This window comes from Patulibacter defluvii, from assembly GCF_034096925.1.
Lineage (GTDB): Bacteria > Actinomycetota > Thermoleophilia > Solirubrobacterales > Solirubrobacteraceae > Patulibacter > Patulibacter defluvii.
Map to the genome: position 1 here is coordinate 62,402 of NZ_JAWZSQ010000022.1, position 18,327 is coordinate 80,728.

Sequence of the window (18,327 nt, forward strand, 5' to 3'; positions counted from 1 at the left end):
GTCGGGCATGGAAGGCGAGACGGCGGCGGTCATCCCTGCAACTCCCGCAGCTCGTCGACGTCGACGGCGACGCGGTTGCGGTACAGGGCGACGACGATCCCCAGGCCGACGGCGACCTCGGCCGCGGCGACGACCATCACCACCAGCGCGAAGACCTGGCCCTCCTCGGAGCCGTGCATCCGCGCGAACGAGAGCAGCGCCAGGTTGCCGGCGTTGAGCATCAGCTCCAGGCAGACGAGGACCAGCAGCGGGTTGCGGCGCGTGAGCACGCCGGCGGCGCCGATCGCGAAGACGATCGCCGAGACGGCGAGGTACCAGCCGGTGGCCATCAGTCCTCCTCTCCGTCCAGGTCGCCGCGGGAGGGCGGGGACCCGGCGCCGGTCGACGGCGTGATGTGGGCGCTGAGCGCGCCCGGGACCGGGTTGACGGCGCCGACGCCCTCGCGCATCGAGCCGGTGCCGGTCGGCGCCAGCAGGTCGAGGGCGGCGATCATCCGCTCCTCGCCGGGCAGCACGCCGCGGCGGCGGCGGGCCAGCACGACCGCGCCGACGGCGGCCACCAGCAGCAGGAACGAGGCGGCCTCGAAGGGCAGCAGGAAGCGGGTCAGCAGCAGCTCGCCGATCTGGCCGGGCGAGCCGAAGTCGGCGCCGATCTTCGCGCCGTCGGCGTCGATCGCCTTCAGGCCCGAGCCGAGGGTGGCGATCGCGACCGTCGCCAGCAGCCCGATCCCGATCGCGACCGAGAGCCAGCGCAGCGTCGGCGCGGGCCCACCGGTGGCGTCGGTGGCGCCGCCGACGTAGGCGTTGACGAAGACGTAGAGCACCATCACCGCGCCGACGTAGACCATCACCTGGACCACGGCGACGAACGGCGCGTAGAGCAGCAGGAAGAGCGCGGCCAGCGACAGCAGGTGGGCGACCAGCGACAGCACCGCGTAGAACGGGTTGCGCAGGACCACCACGCCGAGGGCGGCGATCACGGCCAGCGGGCCGGCGATGAAGAAGAGCAGCTCGTTCATGCCGCGGCTACTCCCCCTCCGCCCGCAGCGGCGTCCGCACCGGCGGCTCCTCGAGCAGCATCTCCTTGGTGAAGATCAGGTCCGACCGGTTGTAGTCGGCCAGCTCGTAGTCGTGGCCCATCGTGATCGCGTCGAACGGGCAGGCCATCTCGCAGTAGCCGCAGAAGATGCAGCGGCTCATGTTGATCTCGTAGACCGCCGCGTAGCGCTCGCCGCCGGAGACCCGGTCGAGCGGGTCGTTCTCGGCCGCGACCACGCGGATGCAGTCGGCCGGGCAGGCGGCGGCGCAGAGCGAGCAGCCGACGCACTTCTCCAGCCCGGTGTCCTCGAACGTGTGCAGCCGGTGGCGGCCGCGGAAGCGCGGGTAGACCGGCGTCTTCTGCTCGGGGTACTCGATCGTCGTGGTGCCCTCGACGACCCGTCCGAACGAGGTCTTCAGGCCGCGCAGGGTCTCGCCCAGCACGCGGTAGGCGCCGCCGAGCCCGCCGGGCTCGGGGCCGCGCTGCACCGCGACGAGGTCGTCTCCGGGGTTCCAGGGCATGAGGGAGGCCTTCGTGATTCCGGTGCGCTCAGTCGGTGACGACGAGGATGACCGCCGTCACGAGCGCGTTGAGGGTGGCCAGGGGCAGCAGGACCTTCCAGCCGAACGACATCAGCTGGTCGTAGCGGACCTTCGGCAGCGAGGCGCGGATCCAGATGATCAGCGAGACGATCACCGCGGTCTTCGCGAGCACCACGAACGGGTCGACCCAGCCGGGGGCGTCGATCCCGAACGGCAGGTGCCAGCCGCCGAGGAAGAGGGTGGCGAACATCGCGCCCGCCATCACCAGGTGGACGTACTCGGCCACGTAGTAGAGGGCGAAGCGGCCGCCGCCGTACTCGGTCATGTAGCCGGCGACCAGCTCGGAGTCGGCCTCCAGCAGGTCGAACGGCGTGCGGTTGATCTCGGCCAGGGTGGCGACGAAGAAGATGAACGCGCCGACGATCTGGGGCAGCACGAACCACATCCCCGACTGGTGCTCGACGATCCCCGACAGCGACAGCGTGCCGGCGGTCATCACGATCCCGAGCAGCGCCAGTCCCTGCGAGACCTCGTACGAGATCAGCTGGGCCGCGCCGCGCATCGCGCCGAGGAACGAGTACTTCGAGCCCGACGACCAGCCGCCGAGCAGCACCCCGTAGGCGCCGATCGAGCTGAAGGCGAAGAAGATCAGCAGGCCGATGTCGGAGTCGAGCCCGTAGAGCCCGACCGGCGTGCCGAAGATGTCCTGCGGACGGCCGCTGAACGGCACCAGGGCGAAGGTCGCCAGCGCCGCCACCATCGCCAGCAGCGGCGAGAGGATGAACAGCCAGCCGATCGACCCGCGCGGCTTGAACTGCTCCTTGGTGACGAGCTTGAAGATGTCGGCCATCGGCTGCAACGTGCCGAAGGGGCCGACGCGGTTCGGGCCTGGCCGGTTCTGGAAGCGGCCGAGCAGCTTGCGCTCGTAGAGCAGCGCCAGCGGGACCAGCGAGAAGCCGACGCCGAACAAGACCAGGGTCTTGATCAGCTGCATCCACCAGGGCTCGTAGAACCCGACCTCGGCCAGCGGCGCCGGCGCGATCACGCCCGGCCGCCTTCCACCCGCACCAGCGGCGCGTCGAGCGCGTCGACGCTCTCCGCCCCCAGGCCCGCTTCGAGGAAGACGCTGCCGCGCGGGGCTGCCGCGCGGAGGTGGGCGACCGCGGCGATCGAGGCCGCGCGGCCCTCCTCGTCCGTCGCCGTGACCGTGACCTGCTGACCGTGGCGGATGCCCCGCTCCTCGGCGTCGTCGGGGTTGAGCTCGGCCCGCTGCTTGGGGGCGAGGAACTTGAGCGCCGGCGCATGGACGACCTCGGGCGAGGCCCAGACCGACCGGAAGCGCCCCAGCCGCAGCGCCCCGTTGGGACTGGCAGCGGGCTGCGGCGCGTCGAGCGTGAACGGCCCGCTCTCGCCGGCGGGGAAGGCCGCGGCGGCCTCGCGCTCCTGCCAGCGGACGCCGAAGCCGCCGATCTCGTCGTGGGTCAGGCCGGCGTAGAACGGGACCGCCTCGGCGATCTCGCTGGTGACCATCATCGAGGTCAGGGCCGTCGCCTCGCCGCCGGTGGCGACGATCAGCTGCGAGAGCACCTGCCAGGTCGGACGCGCGTCCTCCGGCCGCCCGACCGCCGGCCGCAGCCGCTGGATCCGGCCGTCCGGATGGGTGACGGTGCCCTCCTTCTCGGCCCCGGCCTCGGCCGGGAAGACGACCGTCGCGTGCTCGCGGAGGCCGTCGGTCAGGAACTGGGCGTGGGCGACGACGCCGGACGCGCGGTCGAGCGCGCGCTCCCACAGCCCCCGCTCGGGGAAGCTCTGGACCGGGTCGACGTGCAGCAGATGGAGGGCGCTGATCCGGCCGGCGGCGGTCGCCTCGGCGATCTCGCGCGCGGAACGGCCGACCTCGGCCGGCTCGCGGAAGCCGGGGCCGCTGGTCGGCAGCAGGCCGATCTCGCGCAGGCCGCGGCCGTTGGGGCTCGACGGCACCTGCAGCAGGCCGGCGCCGGCGCGGTCGTCCAGCAGGCCCAGCCGGCCGGCGACCTTCAGCAGCGCGCGGGCGGCGTTGTCGGGGTTGCCGCCGTGGGTCAGCCGCTCGCCCCAGACGATCACGACGTCCTCGCCGGCCTCGCGCAGCATCCGCCCGAGCGCTTCGACCTGGGCCGGATCGGCGCCGGCCGCGGCCGCCAGGCCGCCGACATCGCCGACCCCGCCGATCGCGGCGTCGAGCGCGCAGGCGAAGGCCTCGCCGGCGCCGGGCGCGAAGCGCACCGCCTGCTCGGCGATCGAGTCGAGGCTCGATGGGCGGCTGGTGGCGACGGCCAGCCGCATCCCGTGCCGGCGGACGCCCTTGCGGATCCGCAGGTCGAGGATCGGCATGTCGTCGACCGGCTCGGCGTCGAGCACCAGCACGCTGTGGGCCCACTCGACGTCCGGCACCGTGGCCTGCGCCTCGGGCGTGTCGAGCGCGGCCAGCAGGCCGGCCGAGACCGCCGGGCCGGTGGCCCCGACGCGGCTGTCGAAGTCGTGGCTGCCGAGGACGTCGGCGTGCAGCCGCCGCAGCAGCCAGCCCTCCTCGTTGCTGGTCGAGCCGGCGGCGAGGGCGGCGATCCCGCTGCCCTTCCCGAGCAGCCGGGCGGCCTCGGTCAGCGCGCGGTCCCAGCTGACCGGCCGCAGCACCCCGCCGTCGCGCAGCAGCGGCTCGGTGACCCGCTCGTCGACGTAGGAGGACTGGTAGGCGAAGCGCCCGCGGTCGCAGAGCCAGCCGTCGTCGACGGCGTCGTTCTCGCGGCTGAGGACCCGCATCACGCGGTCGTCGCGGACGGTGTAGCTGACGTTGCACTGGCCGGGGCAGAGCGTGCAGACCGAACCGGACTGCTCGATGTCCCACGGCCGCGCGCGGAAGCGGTAGGCCTGGCTGGTCAGCGCCCCGACCGGGCACAGCTCGATGATGTTGCCGCTGAACGGGGCCACGTAGGGGTGGCCGTCGAAGGTCCCGACGAAGGTGTCGGCCCCGCGCTCGTGGAGGATCAGCTGGTAGTCCTCGGAGACCTCCTGGCTGAACCGCACGCAGCGGTAGCAGAGGATGCAGCGCTCGCGGTCGATCGCGATCAGCGGGCTCAGCTCGACCGGCTTCTCGAAGTGGCGCTTCGGCTCCACCATCCGGCTCTCGCCGCGGCCCCAGCCGTAGGAGATGTCCTGCAGCGGGCACTCGCCGCCCTTGTCGCAGACCGGGCAGTCGAGCGGGTGGTTGAGGAGCAGGAACTCGACCACCGACTCCTGCGCGGCCTTCACGCGCGGGGTCTCGGTGTGGACGACCATCCCGTCGCGGACGGGGGTCGAGCAGGCGGTCTGGAGCTTCGGGATCCCCTCGACCTCGACCAGGCACATGCGGCAGGCGCCGACCGGCTGGCCGAGCTTCGGCTCGTAGCAGAAGACGGGGATGTCGACGTCGCCCAGCTTGGCGGCGTCGGCGAGCATCGTGCCGGCGGCGGCGACGACCTCGCGGCCGTCGACGGTGAAGGTGATCTGCTCGATCTCGGGGCGCGGCATCAGCGACCGATCCCTTCCAGCACCGGAGCCTCGTCGTCGAGCGAGGCCAGCAGCCGTGCCTCGTTGGCCGCCCGCGCCTGCTCGATGTGGGCCTCGAACTGGGGCCGGAACTTCTGGACCATCGAGGCGACCGGCATCGCCATCGCGTCGCCGAGCACGCAGAGGCAGTTGCCCATGATCTGGTCGCAGACCGACTCGATCACGTCGAGGTCCATCGGGGTCGCCTCGCCGGACTGGATGCGCTTGAGCATCTTCGTCGTCCAGTTGGTGCCCTCGCGGCAGGGCGTGCACTTGCCGCAGCTCTCGTGCTTGTAGAAGCTCGCCGTCTTGACCGCGACGTCGACCACCGAGTTCGAGTCGTCGACGACGATGATCGCGCCCGAGCCGAGCATCGTCTTCGCCCCGGCCAGCGAGTTGTAGTCGTAGGGCAGGTCGAGGTCGTCCTTGGTCAGCACCGGCGACGAGCTGCCGCCGGGGAACCAGAAGAAGACCTCGCGCCCGGGCTCGGGCCCGCCGGCGAGGCCGTAGATGATCTCGCGCCCGGTCATCCCGAGCTCGATCTCGTAGTTGCCCGGCCGCTGGACGTTGCCGGAGACGGAGATCAGCTTGGTGCCGCTGGACGCCTCGACGCCCATCTTCGCGTACTCCTCCGCCCCGACCGCGAGGATGTGCGGGATCGCCGCCAGCGTCTCGACGTTGTTGAGGAGGGTGGGGCCCTGGTACAGGCCCTGGTTGGCCGGGAACGGCGGCTTCAGGCGCGGGTTGCCGCGGCGGCCCTCGAGCGCGTCGAGCAGGCCGGTCTCCTCGCCGCAGATGTAGGCGCCGGCGCCGCGGTGGACCCAGAGGTCGAGGTCGATCCCGCGGCCGAGCACGTTCGGCCCGATGTAGCCGGCGTCCTTCGCCTCCTGGACGGCCGCCTCGAGGATCTCCGCCTGCTGGACGTACTCGCCGCGGATGAAGATGAAGGCCTTGTTCGCCCCGACCGCGTAGGCGGCGATGATCATGCCCTCGATCAGGGTGTGCGGGCTCTTCTGCATGAGCTCGCGGTCCTTGAAGGTCCCGGGCTCCGACTCGTCGGCGTTGCAGACGAGGTACTTGTCCATCTTCCCCTGGGGGATGAACGACGCCTTCTTGCCGGTCGGGAAGCCGGCGCCGCCGCGACCGCGGAGGCCGGAGACCTCGATCTCCTTGACGATCGAGTCGCGCGCCATCGCCAACGCCCGCTCGGCCTGCTGGTAGCCGCCGCGGCGCTTGTAGACCTCGATCGTGGCCAGGCCCGGCTCGTCGATGTCGTGGAAGAGGAGCTTGTGGGTCATCGCGACGCCCCTGAGATGTCGTTCCCGCCGGTGGCCGGATCGTCGTGGAGGACCGGTCCGATCGTGCCGGCCTCGATCGCCTCGATCTCGACCGCCTCGGAGTTGGCGGCGCTGTCGGCGACCCGCCGGCGGACCAGCTGCTTGTCGGGCAGCGGATCGCCGCCGTTGGCGATCTGCTCGGCCAGCAGCGGGATCTCGTCGTCGGCGACCGGGCCGACGTAGACCCCGTCGACCGAGCACATCGGGGCGATGTCGCAGGCGCCGAGGCACTCGAAGCCGCGGATGTTGACGTCCTGGTCGTCGCCCAGCTCGGCGCGCAGCCCGGCCAGCAACTCGTCGCCGCCGAGCAGCGAGCAGGAGATGTTGGTGCAGACGTAGACCGTCCGCCGCCCGACCGGCTTGGTCTCGAGCATGTCGTAGAAGCCGGCGACCGCGGTCAGGTAGCCCGGGGTCAGCCGCATCACGCACGCGACCTGCTCGATCGCCGTCGGCGAGCACCAGCCGTGCAGCCGCTGGGCGGCGGCGAGGGCCGGGATCGCCGCCGACTTCGGGTCGGGGTAGCGGGACATGTAGTCCTCGATCTCCGCCCGCAGCGCGGCCGGGACCTCGACCTGGGCCGGATCCGGCACGCCGGCCGGCTCCTTGCCCGGGACGTAGCCCTCGCGCCAGCCGGGCACCCGCGAGCCGTCGCGGCCGCGGTGGACCTCGTGGCGGAACAGCTCGCCCGAGAGCCCGTCGCCGTCGCCGGGGACGTGGACGCGGCTGGCGATGTCGGCGCCCTCGCGGACGGCCTCGCGGTCGACCGGGCCGAGCGGGTCACGACGGAGGCTCATCGATCGATCCCTCCCAGCAGCGGATCGAGGCAGGCGAGGGTGGCGATCATGTCGGCGATGTACTCGCCGCGGGCCATGTCGCCGAACGCCTGGAGGTTGACGAACGAGGGGTCGCGGACGTGCACGCGCGCCGGCTTGCTCGAGCCGTCGGAGCGGACGAAGCAGCCGAGCTCGCCGCGCGGGCCCTCGATCGCGTGGTACGCCTCGCCGGCCGGGACGCGCATGCCCTCGGTGACGAGCTTGAAGTGGTGGATCAGCGCCTCCATCGAGGTCGCCAGCTCGTGCCGCGGCGGCAGCGCGACCTTGCGGTCTTCGGTGATCCAGGGACCCTCGGGCAGGCCGTCGATCGCCTGCTCGATGATCCGCAGCGACTCCCGCATCTCGGCCACGCGGACCAGGTAGCGGTCGTAGTTGTCGCCCTCGGTCCCGACCGGGATCCGGAAGTCGAAGTCGTCGTAGGACGAGTAGGGCATCGCCTTGCGCAGGTCCCAGGGGACGCCGGCGGCGCGCAGCAGCGGCCCGCTGACGCCCCAGCGCTGGAGCGACTCGGCGTCGAGCACGCCGACGTGCCGCAGGCGGCGCAGCACGATCTCGTTCTTCTTCAGCATCGCGTCGTACTGGTCGATGCGCTTCGGCATCTCGACCAGGAACCGCCGCAGGCTCTGCTCCCAGCCGCCGGGGATGTCCTCGGCGACCCCGCCGATCTGGAAGTAGCGGGTGTGCATCCGCTGCCCCGACGAGTACTCGAAGAGGTCGAGGATCGTCTCGCGCTCGCGGAACGCGTACCAGAAGATCGAGATCGCGCCGAGGTCGAGCATCGTCGTCCCGAGCCAGACCAGGTGGCTCATGATCCGGTTCAGCTCGAGGTGGATGACCCGCAGGTACTGGGCCCGCTTGGGGACCTCGACCTCGAGCAGGTCCTCGACCGCGCCGACGTAGGCCATCGCGTTGAAGTAGTACGCGAGGTAGTCCATCCGCTCGATGACGGGGATGGCCTTCCAGTAGGCCTTGTCCTCGGCGGTCTTCTCGATCCCGGTGTGGAGGTAGCCGACGATCGGCTTGACGTCGCGGACGACCTCGCCCTCGAGCGTCGTCAGCAGGCGCAGCACCCCGTGCGTGGCGGGGTGGTGCGGGCCCATGTTGATCGTCAGCAGCTCGGCGTCGTCGCGGGTGGCGACCTGCCGCAGCTGGGCGGAGAAGTCGATCGACTGCTCCTGGATCCGGTACGTGGAGGGGCCGTCGCCGCTCTGGTCGGCGGGCTCGTCGGCGACCGCGGTCAGCGGACCGCCGGGCGCGCCGCCGAGCAGGTCGGCGACGTCGGCGCCGGCCTGGCGCTGCTCGGTCGTGGCGGGGGCGTCCTGCTCGCGGTGGCTCGGCCGGCCGGCCTCGCCCGCGGCGGGCGCGTCCGGCTCGCCGCCGGGCTTCGGGGTCTCGTCGCTCACTTCCACCACCCCGGGTTGCGGCGCTCGTTCTCGGTGAAGATCACCGGCTCGCCGCCGATCGGGAAGTCGCGCCGCTGCGGATGGCCGAGGTAGTCCTCCGGCATCAGGATCCGGCGCAGGTCGGGGTGGCCGTCGAAGACCACGCCGAACATGTCGAACGCCTCGCGCTCCTGGTAGTCGGCGGTCGGCCAGTCGGAGACCACCGACGGCACGTGCGGGTCGCCGATCGGCACCCGGACCTTGACCGTCACGCGATCCTGGAGCTGCATCGAGAGCAGCTCGTAGACCACGCCCAGGCGCGGCTCCTCGGGGTGGTAGTCGACGCCGTGCAGCGACATCAGCATCGTGTAGCCCTCGCTGCGGAGCCGCTCCAGCGCGGCGCCGATCGCGGCCGGCCGGACCTCGATCTCCGCCCGGCCGCGCGCGGTGACGGTCGCGAGCACCGCGTCCGTCCCGACCAGCTGGGCCAACCGCTCGAGCGCGGCGCCGTCAGGCACGCGCGCCGTCCTCGGGCGACTGCTCCTCGGTGCCCTGCGCCCGGTAGCGATCGCGCCAACCCATCGTCGGGTCGTCCTGGATCATCTTGCGCAGCTTGAGGATCCCGTACATCACGGCCTCGGGCCGCGGCGGGCAACCGGGGATGTGGACGTCGACCGGCATGAACTTGTCGGCCGGGACCACGGCGTAGTTGTTGAAGACGCCCATCGACGAGCTGCAGGCGCCCATCGCGATCGCGTACTTCGGCTCCAGCATCTGGTCGTAGACGCGGCGCACGACCGGGGCCATCTTCATCGAGACGCGGCCGGCGAGGATGATCAGGTCGGACTGGCGCGGGGTGCCGCGCATCGCCTCGCCGCCGAAGCGCGAGATGTCCATTCGCGCGCCGACCAGACTCATCATCTCGATCGAGCAGCAGGCGAGCCCGAAGGTCAGCGGGAAGATCGAGTTGCCCTGGGCCCACTTGGTGGCCTTGTCCAGGGTGGTGGTGATGATGCTGTCGCGGACGTGCTGCTCGAGCTCCTCGCCCTCCAGCTCGCCGCGCAGCAGATCGCGGGCCCGCGACTGGCGGGCCCGGAACGCGACCTTGTCCGCCTCCGTCAGCGCGGCCGAGGGACCGCCGCTCCGGATCACTTCCATTCGAGGGCTCCTCGCCGCCAGACGTAGATCAGCGCGACGAACAGCAGGACGATGAAGACCGCCGTCTCGATCAGCGCGAAGGTGCCGATGGCCCGCAGCTCGACCGCGATCGGGTAGAGGAAGACCACCTCGATGTCGAACAGCAGGAACAGCATCGCGATCAGGTAGAAGCTGATCCCGAAGCGGAAGCCCTGCTGGACCTCGGACGGCAGGCCGCACTCGTAGGCGTCCCCCGAGAACTCGGTCGGCCGACGCTTGAAGCGTGGCCCGAGGTAGCTGTTGGCGATCAGGAACAGCGCGCCAACGCCGGTCGAGAGAAGCAGGAAGACGAGGATCGGCAAGTAGGACCGGAGCACCGCCGTCTGTTCTATCACCTGGCCGGGGTGGCGCCGGGGGCGAGTTGGGTGGTTTTTCAGGTCGTTCGTGCCGTTGAACACGAAGTAGGGCGGAGTTCGTCACAGCGGCCACGAGGCGACGTGCGCGCTGTCACGAGGACGGCAATTCCGATGGTTTTGGTTGGGTTGAAACGGGGTTCCGGGTGGACGGAAGGGCGACCCTCCGGCGGTGGGTGGACGGCCCCCGACCGGGTGGGTGGAGGGCCCGACCGCGGCCGCCTGGACGACGGCCGGGCGGGCGCCCGTGCGACGATGCTCCGCCGATGGCCACCGCCGCCCTGATCGTCTCGCTGCTGGTCGCGGCCGTCGGCCTCGCGACCGGGTTCTGGGGCAGCTGGCTCTGGTACCGGTTCGAGGCCGCCAACCGCTACTGGATCGCGATCCGCGCCACCCAGGCCGGCGCGCTGCTGCTGGCGCTGCTGGCCGGCGTCGTCTGGGCGACGGGGACCCACCCCGACAACTGGCTCTTCTGGCTCTACACGCTGCTGCCGGTGGCGGTCTCGCTGGTGGCCGAGCAGCTGCGGGTGGTCGCCGCCGAGCAGGTGCTGGAGCGGCGCGGGCTGGCCGGGGCGGCTGAGGTCGCCGAGCTCGACGCCGCCGCCCAGCGCTCGGTCGTGCGCGAGATCGTCCGCCGCGAGGTCGGGATCATGACCGCCGCGGCGCTGGTGATCGGCTTCCTGGCCCTGCGCGTGGTGGTCGAGCGCGGCGGGATCTAGGACGCGGCGGCGTCCGGCATCCGGTCGAACGCCCCGCGGTGGAAGAGCAGCGGGGTCGCGTCGGGGTCCTCGCCGGCGTCGACCACTGCGCCGATCCCGATCGTGTGGTCGCCGCCGGGCAGCAGCTCGCGCAGCTCGCAGACCAGCCAGGCGGCCGCGTCGTCGACCACCGGCACGCCGTGGTGGATCCGGTGCAGGACCGCCTGCAGCTTGTCGCCGCCGGCCCGCTTGCTGGCGAAGACCCGCGCCACGTCCTCCTGGTCGTCGCGGAGGATGCTGACCGCGAAGCGGCCGGCGTGGCGGACGGCGGTCAACGTGCGGCTGCCGTTGTCGAAGCAGACCAGCATCAGCAGCGGGTCGAGCGACAACGAGCTGATCGCGTTGGTGGTCAGGCCGGCCGGGCCGTCCTCGCCGACGCAGGTCACCACGGCGACGCCGGTCGGGAAGCGCCCGATCACCTGGCGGTACGTGGCGGGGTCCAGCGGGACGTCGGGCATGCGCTCGACACGCTACCGAGCGGCGATCGCGGGACCGCTTGCATGCGCCCCCGGCACCAGCCGATGGTTGCCGCCGTCGAAAGACCAGTCGCGGGCATCTAGGTGCGAGATGCGAAGGTCTTCGGGCCGGTGCCGGGGGCGATCCCGTTGTTCGCCGGCCGTCGGAGGGTTCCTTCCCGGGTCGCGAAATTCGTCTGCGCGGTCAGCCGCCGCTGTCGGCGTCGGCGGCCGACGGGCGCTTCTGGCCGACCAGCGGCCGGCAGGCGGGGTGCGGACCGTCGACCCGCAGGTCGGCGACGGCGCCCAGCTCCTCGTCGCCGGGCAGCGCGCTGATGATCCGGTAGCGGCCGGGACCGAGGCAGATCGTCGCCGGCGCGGCGCTGGCGCCGGGCCGCAGCGGCGGCTGGTCGCGGTCCTGCCAGAAGGTCGAGCGGCGGTTGCCGCGCTTGTCGTCGTCGCTGACGATCCGGACCCGGTGCAGCAGCCGGCCGGCGTTGCGGGCCTCGATCCGGACCAGGCCGGCCCGCATCTTCACGTTGCGCGGCTCGACGCTGTACTCGCGCAGGGTCAGCTGCAGGCGTCCGTCGCGGACGACGTGCTCGGGCCCGGTGTTGCAGCCGGTCTGGACGAGCACGATCGACGCGATCGCCACCGCCAGGCCGATCCCGACCCAGCGCAGATCGTGCAGCGGGCTTCCCCCGTGGCCAGCGCGCGCCATCGGCTTGATCTTCGCCGATCGCCCGTCCCCCACGACGCACGCCCGCCCGCGGGGGCTCGTCCGGGGCCTTGCGGGGACGCCGGGGGCGGGAGGCGCGCGCCTCGCCGGTGGGGCGGTGGTCTACGATGCGCGCGTCATGCAGCGTCGAGCCCTCACGACCCTGGCGGCCCTCGGAGCGGCCCTCGCCCTCACCTCCTGCGGGTCGGAGTCGGTCAAGACCAATCTCGAGGCGGGCAAGCTCCAGGCCGCCGACAACCCAGCGGTCCGCCGCGGCGCCGATCTCTTCGCCGAGCGCTGCGCCGGCTGCCACACCCTGGCGGCCGCGGGCACCCAGGGCGGCGCCTACCGGATCAAGGACCGCGAGCGGACCGACGGCCCGAACTTCGACCTCCGCCGCGAGACCTACGGCTCGGTGCTGTACGCGCTCCGCAACGGCGGCTTCTCGGGCGCGATCATGCCCCAGAACATCGCGGTCGGGAAGGACGCGGAGGACATCGCCGCGTTCCTCTGCCACAACTCGGGTCTGAAGGCCCAGGACACCGCCAGCCCGGAGAAGGTCAAGTCGGCCGACGAGCGCTGCGCGATCACCGGCCCGACCCCGCCCTCGCGCTAGCGTCGCGAGCGGCGAAACGGTCTTCGTCCGACGGGCGGCCCCAGGGCCGCCCGTCGTCGTTCTGGGAGCGCGCGGAGCGGGCAAGCGGCACACCACGCCACGCCCATCCCCGTCCCGGGGGTGTGGCGCGTGGTGCTCGTCCAGCCGGCATGACGCGCCACACCCCGTGCGGCCGGCCGGGGTGTGGCGCCTGATGCCGGCGGCCGATCAGCCCCGGCGAGCGACCTCGAAGGCCACGAGCGTGGTGGCGCAGGCGACGTTCAGCGACTCGATGCCGCCCGGCATCGGGATCCGAACCCACTGGTGGACGAAGGCGGCGGCGTCGCTCGAGGCGCCGGCGTGCTCGCCGCCGACGAGGAAGGCGACGCGGTCGGGCAGCGGCAGCTCCCAGAGCGAGGCCTCGGCGCCGGCGTCGAGGCCGAGGATCGCGAACCCGGCGTCGGTCAGGGCCGAGAGCGCGCCCGGAGCGTCGGCGGCCCGCAGCACCGGGGCACGCCAGGCGGTGCCGGCCGAGGCCTTGACCACCTGCGGCCCCAGCTCGGCGGTCCCGCGGCGGGGGACGACGATCCCGTCGAGGCCGGCGCCGGCGGCCGAGCGCAGGATCAGCCCCAGGTTGCCGGGGGTCGTGACGCCGTCGACCACCAGCAGCCGCTGCCGGAGGCCCGGCTTGCGCGCCAGCCGATCGAGCCGGTCCTGGAGCGGCCGCATCTCGGGTGCGACCACGTCGGCGACCACGCCCTGGTCCTGACGCCCGTTGCCCGAGATCAGCGAGACCCGGTGCGGCGACTCCTCGCGCACCGCGACCCCCCGCTCCCGCGCCGCCTTGGTCGCCTCGCGCGGGACGGCACCGCCGCCGCTGGCCACGATCACCTCGGCCACCTCGAGCGAGCGGTCGCGCAGCGCCTCCAGCACCGCCCGCCGGCCGTAGACGGTGATGCAGCGGTCGCGCCGCTGCCGGGGCTCGATCGGGGTGGCCATCGCGGGGAGGCTACGGGCAGATTCACGACGACGTGCGCTCGGACGTGGGGCCAGGGACCGCCCGGTCGAAGGCACACGCCGCTACCGTCGGTCCCGTGTGGCTCTCCCGCTCGCTCGTGCTCGCGCCCGGCATGGTCCTCGCCGCGCTGTCCAGCGGACTGGTCCTGCCGCTCGGAGCCGACGCCGCGATCGTCCGCCTCGACGCCGGGGGCATCAGCGGACGGCCCGATGCGGGCGTTGCCCGGCTGGTGATCGAGTCGCCCAGCCAACCGCCCCGACGGCTCGCGCCGTGGCAGCTGGCGGGCATTCCCGACCGCGTCGTGCCCGCTCCTGACGGCCGCCGCGCCGTGCTGTTCGAGGCCATCGAGGACCCGCGCGACGGCATCCGATTCTGGATCGCCGATCTTGCCGGGACCGGCACGGTGCGGCCTGGCCGTCTGCCCCGCGGACTCGACGCCACCTGGGCCTCCACCGCCCGATGGTCGCCCGACGGAGAGCGAGTCCTGATCGACCAGCTGCGCGTTCGCCCGCGCGGCGCCGCGGCCCGAGCCGGCCGCACGCCATGGCGCTGGCGGGTCGTCACGTGCCACCCAGCGACCGCGGCCTGCGCCACCGTGCCCGGAGCGACCGGGGCCGCCGCGCCGCTGTCCGGGGGCCGCACGTTGTCGGCGACGACCTCCTGGACCCGACTGCCGACGGCGCTGGTGCTCGCGGCGAGCGCCGACGAAGGGCTGCCCCGTTGGACGCCGACCCGATCCGCGCTCGGGCGCATGATGATCCGGACCGCCCGTCAACGGGGCTCGTCGAGCGTGCGCATCGACGGCTCTGCCGGGCAGGTCCTGCGCGCCGAGCGGCGCGCGCTCGCCCGCGGGTCGGTCGTCGCCGAGGACGTCCTTGCCGGTCCGGCCGGCGCGCTGGTCGTCCCGTCACGGCTGAGGGCAGCGCTGCGACGTCGCGGGTCGCGCGTCGGTCTGGCCATCGCCGAGCGGCCACAGCCGCTGCTCGCGGTCGCGCCGGATGGCACGTCGCGGACCATCGCGCCGACCGCCTGGACCCGGGCCTTCCAGCCGTTGGCGCCGGGGCGCGTGGCGGGTCGGGATGACCTCCGGTTCGTGCCCCGATTCGCGCTTCCCGACGGTCGCTGGCTCGGCGACCTCGACGACGGCGTTCCGCGCGCGCTGGCCACCATGGCCCCCGACGGCACGACGCGGCCGCTGCGCGTCGGAGATCGACCGGCCACGGTCGACGCGCTGCTCGGCGCCGTCGGCCTGCGGCGGCGCGGCGACGATCCGACGTGGTTGACGCTGCGCGGGTACGAGCGCGCCACCGACAGCGCGATCGTCGCGATCCTGCGCTGGAGCGATCGGACCGGCGGCGTCGTGCTGCGCGTCCCGCTGAGCGGCGCCGCACCCACCATCGCCGCCCGTGGCCTTGAGGACGAGGGCGACCACGTCGCCGCCTGGTGACCACCCACCGCTCCCCGCCTCGCCACCGCTAGCCTCCCTCCCGATGCTCGACCTGAAGGCCCTGCGCCGCGACCCCGACGCCGCCCGCGCGGCCCTCGCCCGCCGCGGCGGCGGCGACGCCGAGACCTTCGACCGGGTCCTGGCGCTCGACGAGCGGCGGCGCGAGATCCTGCCCCAGCTGGAGGGCCTGCGGGCGGAGCAGAACGCCGCCAACCAGGCGATCGGCCAGGCCCAGAAGGCGGCCAAGGACGGCAGTGGCTCGCAGGCCGAGGCCGACGCTGCGATCGCGGCGATGCGCGAGGTCGCCGGCCGGGCGAAGGCGCTGCAGGAGGAGCTGACCACGGTCGAGGCCGACCTCCACGAGCAGCAGTCGCGGCTGCCGAACCTGCCCCACCGCGACTCGCCGCCGCAGGACACGGTCCTGAAGACGGTCGGCGAGCCGGCCGTCGACGGGCTCGACCTGCGCGCGAACGCCGAGGGCGAGCCGGCCGCGACGCCGCTCGACCACCTGCAGATCGCCGGCCCCGACCGGGTCGACATGGAGCGCGGCGCCCGGCTCTCCGGCTCCCGCTTCGCCTACCTGCGCGGCGACCTGGTCTTCCTCGAGCTGGCCCTGGTCCAGTGGGCGCTGGCCAAGCTGCGCGGGCACGGCCACGAGGCCGTCGTCCCCCCGGTGCTGGTCCGCGAGGAGGCCCTCTACGGGACCGGCTTCCTGCCCGACACCGAGCAGCAGATCTACGCCCTGCCCGACGACGAGCTGTTCCTCGTCGGCACCAGCGAGGTCGCCCTCGCCTCGATCCACGCCGGCGAGATCCTCGAGGCCGACGCCGTGCCGCGCCGCTACGCGGGCTTCTCCCCCTGCTTCCGCCGCGAGGCCGGGGCCGCCGGCAGCGCCGACCGCGGGATCTTCCGCGTCCACCAGTTCGACAAGGTCGAGATGTTCAGCTTCGTGACGCCGGAGCAGGCCGAGGAGGAGCACGCCCGGCTGCTGGCGATCGAGGAGGAGATCCTGACCGAGCTGGGCATCCCCTACCGCGTGGTCGACATCGCCGTCGACGACCTCGGCGCCTCGGCCGCTCGCAAGTTCGACTGCGAGGCGTGGCTGCCCTCGCAGGACACCTACCGCGAGCTGACGTCGACCTCGAACACCACCGACTACCAGGCCCGCCGGCTCGCCGTCCGCTACCGCAACGAGCAGGGCAAGCCCGAGATCGCCGCCACCCTCAACGGCACCGCGGTCGCCGTCGGCCGCACGATCATCGCGCTGCTCGAGCACGGCCTGCGCGACGACGGCACCGTCGTCCTCCCCGAGTGCCTGGTGCCGTTCGGGGCCCCGGCGCTCCTGCCCGCCGCTGGATGACCGCGATCCTGCTCGCCCTGCTCGCGTCGGTCGCGTGGGGCACGAGCGACTACATCGGGGGACGCGCGACCCGCCACCGGCACGTGCTGGCGGTCCTGAGCCTGACCCGCGTCGCCGGCCTGCTGGCCCTGGGGCTGCTGGTGCTCGTCACCAGCGCGCCCTGGATCGGCGACGACTGGCCGGCCGCCGCCGCGGCCGGCGTGGTGCTCTTCGGCGGGATCCTCTGCCTGTACCAGGCGCTGGCGATCGGGCCGATGTCGATCGTCGCCCCGCTCTTCTCGACCGGCGCGATCGTCCCGGTCCTCTGGGGCTTCGTCTCCGGCGAGGAGCCGGGCGCCCTCTCGCTCGTCGGCCTGGCCGCGGCGATCGCCGGCTGCGTGCTGTCGGCGCGGGCCCCGGCCCCGGTGGAGATGCGGACCCGACCGGCGGGGATCGCCTTCGCGCTCGGCGCCGCGCTCGGCCTCGGCAGCGGCCTGGCCCTGCTCGACGCCGCCGCCGAGCAGTCGGCCCTGACCGCCGTGCTCGTCGCCCGCGCGGTCGAGATGACCCTGATCGCGATCGTCGCCGTCGGCCTCTGGCGGCGGATCGGGCCGCAGCTGCGCGGCGCCGGCCTGCTGCCGCTGGCCGGCGTGATCGACATCAGCGCCCAGGCGCTGTTCGCCCTCGCCTCGCGGACCGGCCTGCTGCCGGTGGTGGCGGTGCTCTCGTCGCTCTACCCAGTCGTGACGGTGCTGCTGGCCCGCGCCCTGCTCGACGAGCGGCTGTCGCGGGTCCAGACCGCCGGCGCGGCGCTGACCCTGGCCGGCGTCGGCGTGGTCGCCGCCGCGAGCTAGGAACGGACGGGCGCGGGGTCGAGGTCCCGCGCCATCCGGAAGTTGACCAGCCGCTCGCCGCCGCGGGCGACCTGCTGCTCGGCGAGGACGGCGAACCCGTGGCGGAGGAAGAACGGCCGCGCGGAGAGGCTGGCCTCGACCGTCAGCCGCGTCAGCCCGCGCTCGGCCACCCGCCGCAGGACCTCCTCGAGCAGCGCGGTCGCGACGCCGGAGCGGCCGGCCCGCGGGGCGACGAACAGCATGTCGATGTGGCCGCGGTCGTCGAGGTCGGTGAAGCCGACGACCTGTCCGTCCGCCTCGGCAACGAGCGTGTCGACGGCCGCGCGCCGGGCGTGCCAGGCGTCCGGGTCGATCCCCGGCCCGAGCCAGGCGGCGATCTGCGCCGGCGTGTAGTGGGCGCTGGCGGTGCCGCTGATCGCGTCCCGGAAGACGGCCAGGGTGGCCGCGGCGTCGGCGCGGTCGTACGCGCGGACCCGCGGCACTCAGGCCTCGGCGTTGGCCGCGTCGAGCTGGCGGCGGACGATCACGTCGCCGATCAGCGAGCCGACCGGGCCGCCGGTGATCAGCGTGATGCCGGGGAACCACCAGCCCCAGCGGCGCTCGCCGGCGCCCTTGGCGGTCAGGTAGAGCAGGGCCAGGTAGCCGACGCCGTGGATCGGGCCGAGGATGCCGACGAACGAGTCGCTGTCGATCGCGCCGACGACGCCGAGCACCAACGGGATCAGCAGCAGGAAGTCGAGCAGGGCCACCACGGCGATCACGTTCAGCAGGCGGCGGGGCTTGGCGACATCGGGCATGGCTCAAGGGTAGGGAGCTTCCCGACGAGCGGCGTCGCGCCAAGTCGACGAGACGAAGTCTCACCGTCATCGACGTGCGCCGGCGGGCCCGGTACCGGAGGAT

21 protein-coding genes are annotated in these 18,327 nt (G+C 73.2%); 5 read left to right on the forward strand and 16 right to left on the reverse strand.

Going from position 1 to position 18,327, the window contains the following annotated elements; translation table 11 throughout:
* Positions 1–29: 29 nt before the first annotated feature.
* The 11 genes from nuoK to SH587_RS19435 form a co-directional block, all read right to left on the reverse strand.
* Positions 30–329: an NADH-quinone oxidoreductase subunit NuoK gene (gene nuoK, locus SH587_RS19385; protein WP_320672305.1), complete on the reverse strand. Its 300-nt coding sequence runs from the start codon at positions 327–329 to the stop codon at positions 30–32.
* The gene (locus SH587_RS19390) at positions 329–1,018 is read right to left on the reverse strand and encodes an NADH-quinone oxidoreductase subunit J family protein (protein WP_320672306.1); all 690 of its coding nucleotides are present in this window, start codon (positions 1,016–1,018) and stop codon (positions 329–331) included. The genes nuoK and SH587_RS19390 overlap by 1 nt, the downstream gene beginning before the upstream one ends.
* Before the next feature lie 7 nt (positions 1,019–1,025).
* Positions 1,026–1,559, reverse strand: a complete 534-nt coding sequence (locus tag SH587_RS19395) for a NuoI/complex I 23 kDa subunit family protein (protein WP_320672307.1) — start codon at positions 1,557–1,559, stop codon at positions 1,026–1,028.
* Between the two features lie 28 nt (positions 1,560–1,587).
* A complete protein-coding gene (gene nuoH, locus SH587_RS19400) occupies positions 1,588–2,574 on the reverse strand; it encodes an NADH-quinone oxidoreductase subunit NuoH (protein ID WP_375341790.1) in 987 nt (328 codons plus the stop codon).
* Between the two features lie 47 nt (positions 2,575–2,621).
* Positions 2,622–5,123 carry an NADH-quinone oxidoreductase subunit NuoG gene (gene nuoG, locus SH587_RS19405; RefSeq protein WP_320672309.1) on the reverse strand — a complete coding sequence of 834 codons (2,502 nt, stop codon included), beginning with the start codon at positions 5,121–5,123 and terminating at the stop codon, positions 2,622–2,624.
* Positions 5,123–6,439 (reverse strand): NADH-quinone oxidoreductase subunit NuoF, encoded by a 1,317-nt coding sequence (gene nuoF, locus SH587_RS19410; RefSeq protein ID WP_320672310.1) that lies wholly within the window; start codon positions 6,437–6,439, stop codon positions 5,123–5,125. Before nuoF ends, nuoG begins: the two co-directional genes overlap by 1 nt.
* The gene (locus SH587_RS19415) at positions 6,436–7,272 is read right to left on the reverse strand and encodes an NADH-quinone oxidoreductase subunit NuoE family protein (RefSeq protein ID WP_320672311.1); all 837 of its coding nucleotides are present in this window, start codon (positions 7,270–7,272) and stop codon (positions 6,436–6,438) included. The genes nuoF and SH587_RS19415 overlap by 4 nt, the downstream gene beginning before the upstream one ends.
* Positions 7,269–8,411 (reverse strand): NADH dehydrogenase (quinone) subunit D, encoded by a 1,143-nt coding sequence (gene nuoD, locus SH587_RS19420; RefSeq protein WP_375341791.1) that lies wholly within the window; start codon positions 8,409–8,411, stop codon positions 7,269–7,271. Before nuoD ends, SH587_RS19415 begins: the two co-directional genes overlap by 4 nt.
* Positions 8,412–8,710: 299 nt before the next feature.
* Positions 8,711–9,211, reverse strand: coding sequence for an NADH-quinone oxidoreductase subunit C (locus SH587_RS19425; protein ID WP_320672313.1), 501 nt, complete (start codon positions 9,209–9,211; stop codon positions 8,711–8,713).
* The gene (locus SH587_RS19430) at positions 9,204–9,851 is read right to left on the reverse strand and encodes an NADH-quinone oxidoreductase subunit B (protein ID WP_320672314.1); all 648 of its coding nucleotides are present in this window, start codon (positions 9,849–9,851) and stop codon (positions 9,204–9,206) included. Before SH587_RS19430 ends, SH587_RS19425 begins: the two co-directional genes overlap by 8 nt.
* On the reverse strand, positions 9,842–10,207 hold the full coding sequence (locus SH587_RS19435) for an NADH-quinone oxidoreductase subunit A (RefSeq protein ID WP_320672315.1): 366 nt from the start codon (positions 10,205–10,207) through the stop codon (positions 9,842–9,844). Before SH587_RS19435 ends, SH587_RS19430 begins: the two co-directional genes overlap by 10 nt.
* Positions 10,208–10,509: 302 nt before the next feature.
* Between SH587_RS19435 and SH587_RS19440 the strand changes: the two genes are divergently transcribed.
* Complete coding sequence (locus tag SH587_RS19440) at positions 10,510–10,962, forward strand: hypothetical protein (protein WP_320672316.1); 453 nt, start codon at positions 10,510–10,512, stop codon at positions 10,960–10,962.
* Here SH587_RS19440 and SH587_RS19445 read toward each other — a convergent pair.
* Both SH587_RS19445 and SH587_RS19450 read right to left on the reverse strand, forming a co-directional pair.
* On the reverse strand, positions 10,959–11,459 hold the full coding sequence (locus SH587_RS19445) for a flavin reductase family protein (protein ID WP_320672317.1): 501 nt from the start codon (positions 11,457–11,459) through the stop codon (positions 10,959–10,961). The two genes, SH587_RS19440 and SH587_RS19445, sit on opposite strands and share 4 nt — an antisense overlap.
* A 202-nt stretch (positions 11,460–11,661) precedes the next feature.
* Positions 11,662–12,177 (reverse strand): hypothetical protein, encoded by a 516-nt coding sequence (locus SH587_RS19450; protein WP_320672318.1) that lies wholly within the window; start codon positions 12,175–12,177, stop codon positions 11,662–11,664.
* A 136-nt stretch (positions 12,178–12,313) separates the two neighbouring features.
* Here SH587_RS19450 and SH587_RS19455 point away from each other — a divergent pair, with 136 nt between their 5' ends.
* Positions 12,314–12,790 carry a c-type cytochrome gene (locus tag SH587_RS19455; RefSeq protein WP_320672319.1) on the forward strand — a complete coding sequence of 159 codons (477 nt, stop codon included), beginning with the start codon at positions 12,314–12,316 and terminating at the stop codon, positions 12,788–12,790.
* Positions 12,791–12,997: 207 nt separating this feature from the next.
* Here the strand turns inward: SH587_RS19455 and SH587_RS19460 are convergent, their stop codons facing one another.
* Positions 12,998–13,768, reverse strand: coding sequence for a TrmH family RNA methyltransferase (locus tag SH587_RS19460; protein ID WP_320672320.1), 771 nt, complete (start codon positions 13,766–13,768; stop codon positions 12,998–13,000).
* A 95-nt stretch (positions 13,769–13,863) separates the two neighbouring features.
* Here SH587_RS19460 and SH587_RS19465 point away from each other — a divergent pair, with 95 nt between their 5' ends.
* From SH587_RS19465 to SH587_RS19475, 3 genes are read left to right on the forward strand one after another with little or no spacing between them, the layout of a single operon-like run.
* Complete coding sequence (locus tag SH587_RS19465; RefSeq protein ID WP_320672321.1) at positions 13,864–15,234, forward strand: hypothetical protein; 1,371 nt, start codon at positions 13,864–13,866, stop codon at positions 15,232–15,234.
* Positions 15,235–15,277: 43 nt separating this feature from the next.
* Entirely contained in the window at positions 15,278–16,594 is a 1,317-nt protein-coding gene (gene serS / locus SH587_RS19470) for a serine--tRNA ligase (RefSeq protein ID WP_320672322.1), read from the forward strand.
* Positions 16,591–17,427, forward strand: a complete 837-nt coding sequence (locus SH587_RS19475) for an EamA family transporter (protein ID WP_320672323.1) — start codon at positions 16,591–16,593, stop codon at positions 17,425–17,427. The genes serS and SH587_RS19475 overlap by 4 nt, the downstream gene beginning before the upstream one ends.
* On the opposite strand, the gene SH587_RS19480 is transcribed toward SH587_RS19475, so the two are convergent.
* Both SH587_RS19480 and SH587_RS19485 read right to left on the reverse strand, forming a co-directional pair.
* The gene (locus SH587_RS19480) at positions 17,424–17,909 is read right to left on the reverse strand and encodes a GNAT family N-acetyltransferase (protein ID WP_320672324.1); all 486 of its coding nucleotides are present in this window, start codon (positions 17,907–17,909) and stop codon (positions 17,424–17,426) included. The two genes, SH587_RS19475 and SH587_RS19480, sit on opposite strands and share 4 nt — an antisense overlap.
* Complete coding sequence (locus SH587_RS19485) at positions 17,910–18,224, reverse strand: DUF3817 domain-containing protein (RefSeq protein WP_320672325.1); 315 nt, start codon at positions 18,222–18,224, stop codon at positions 17,910–17,912.
* Between the last annotated feature and the right edge of the window lie 103 nt (positions 18,225–18,327).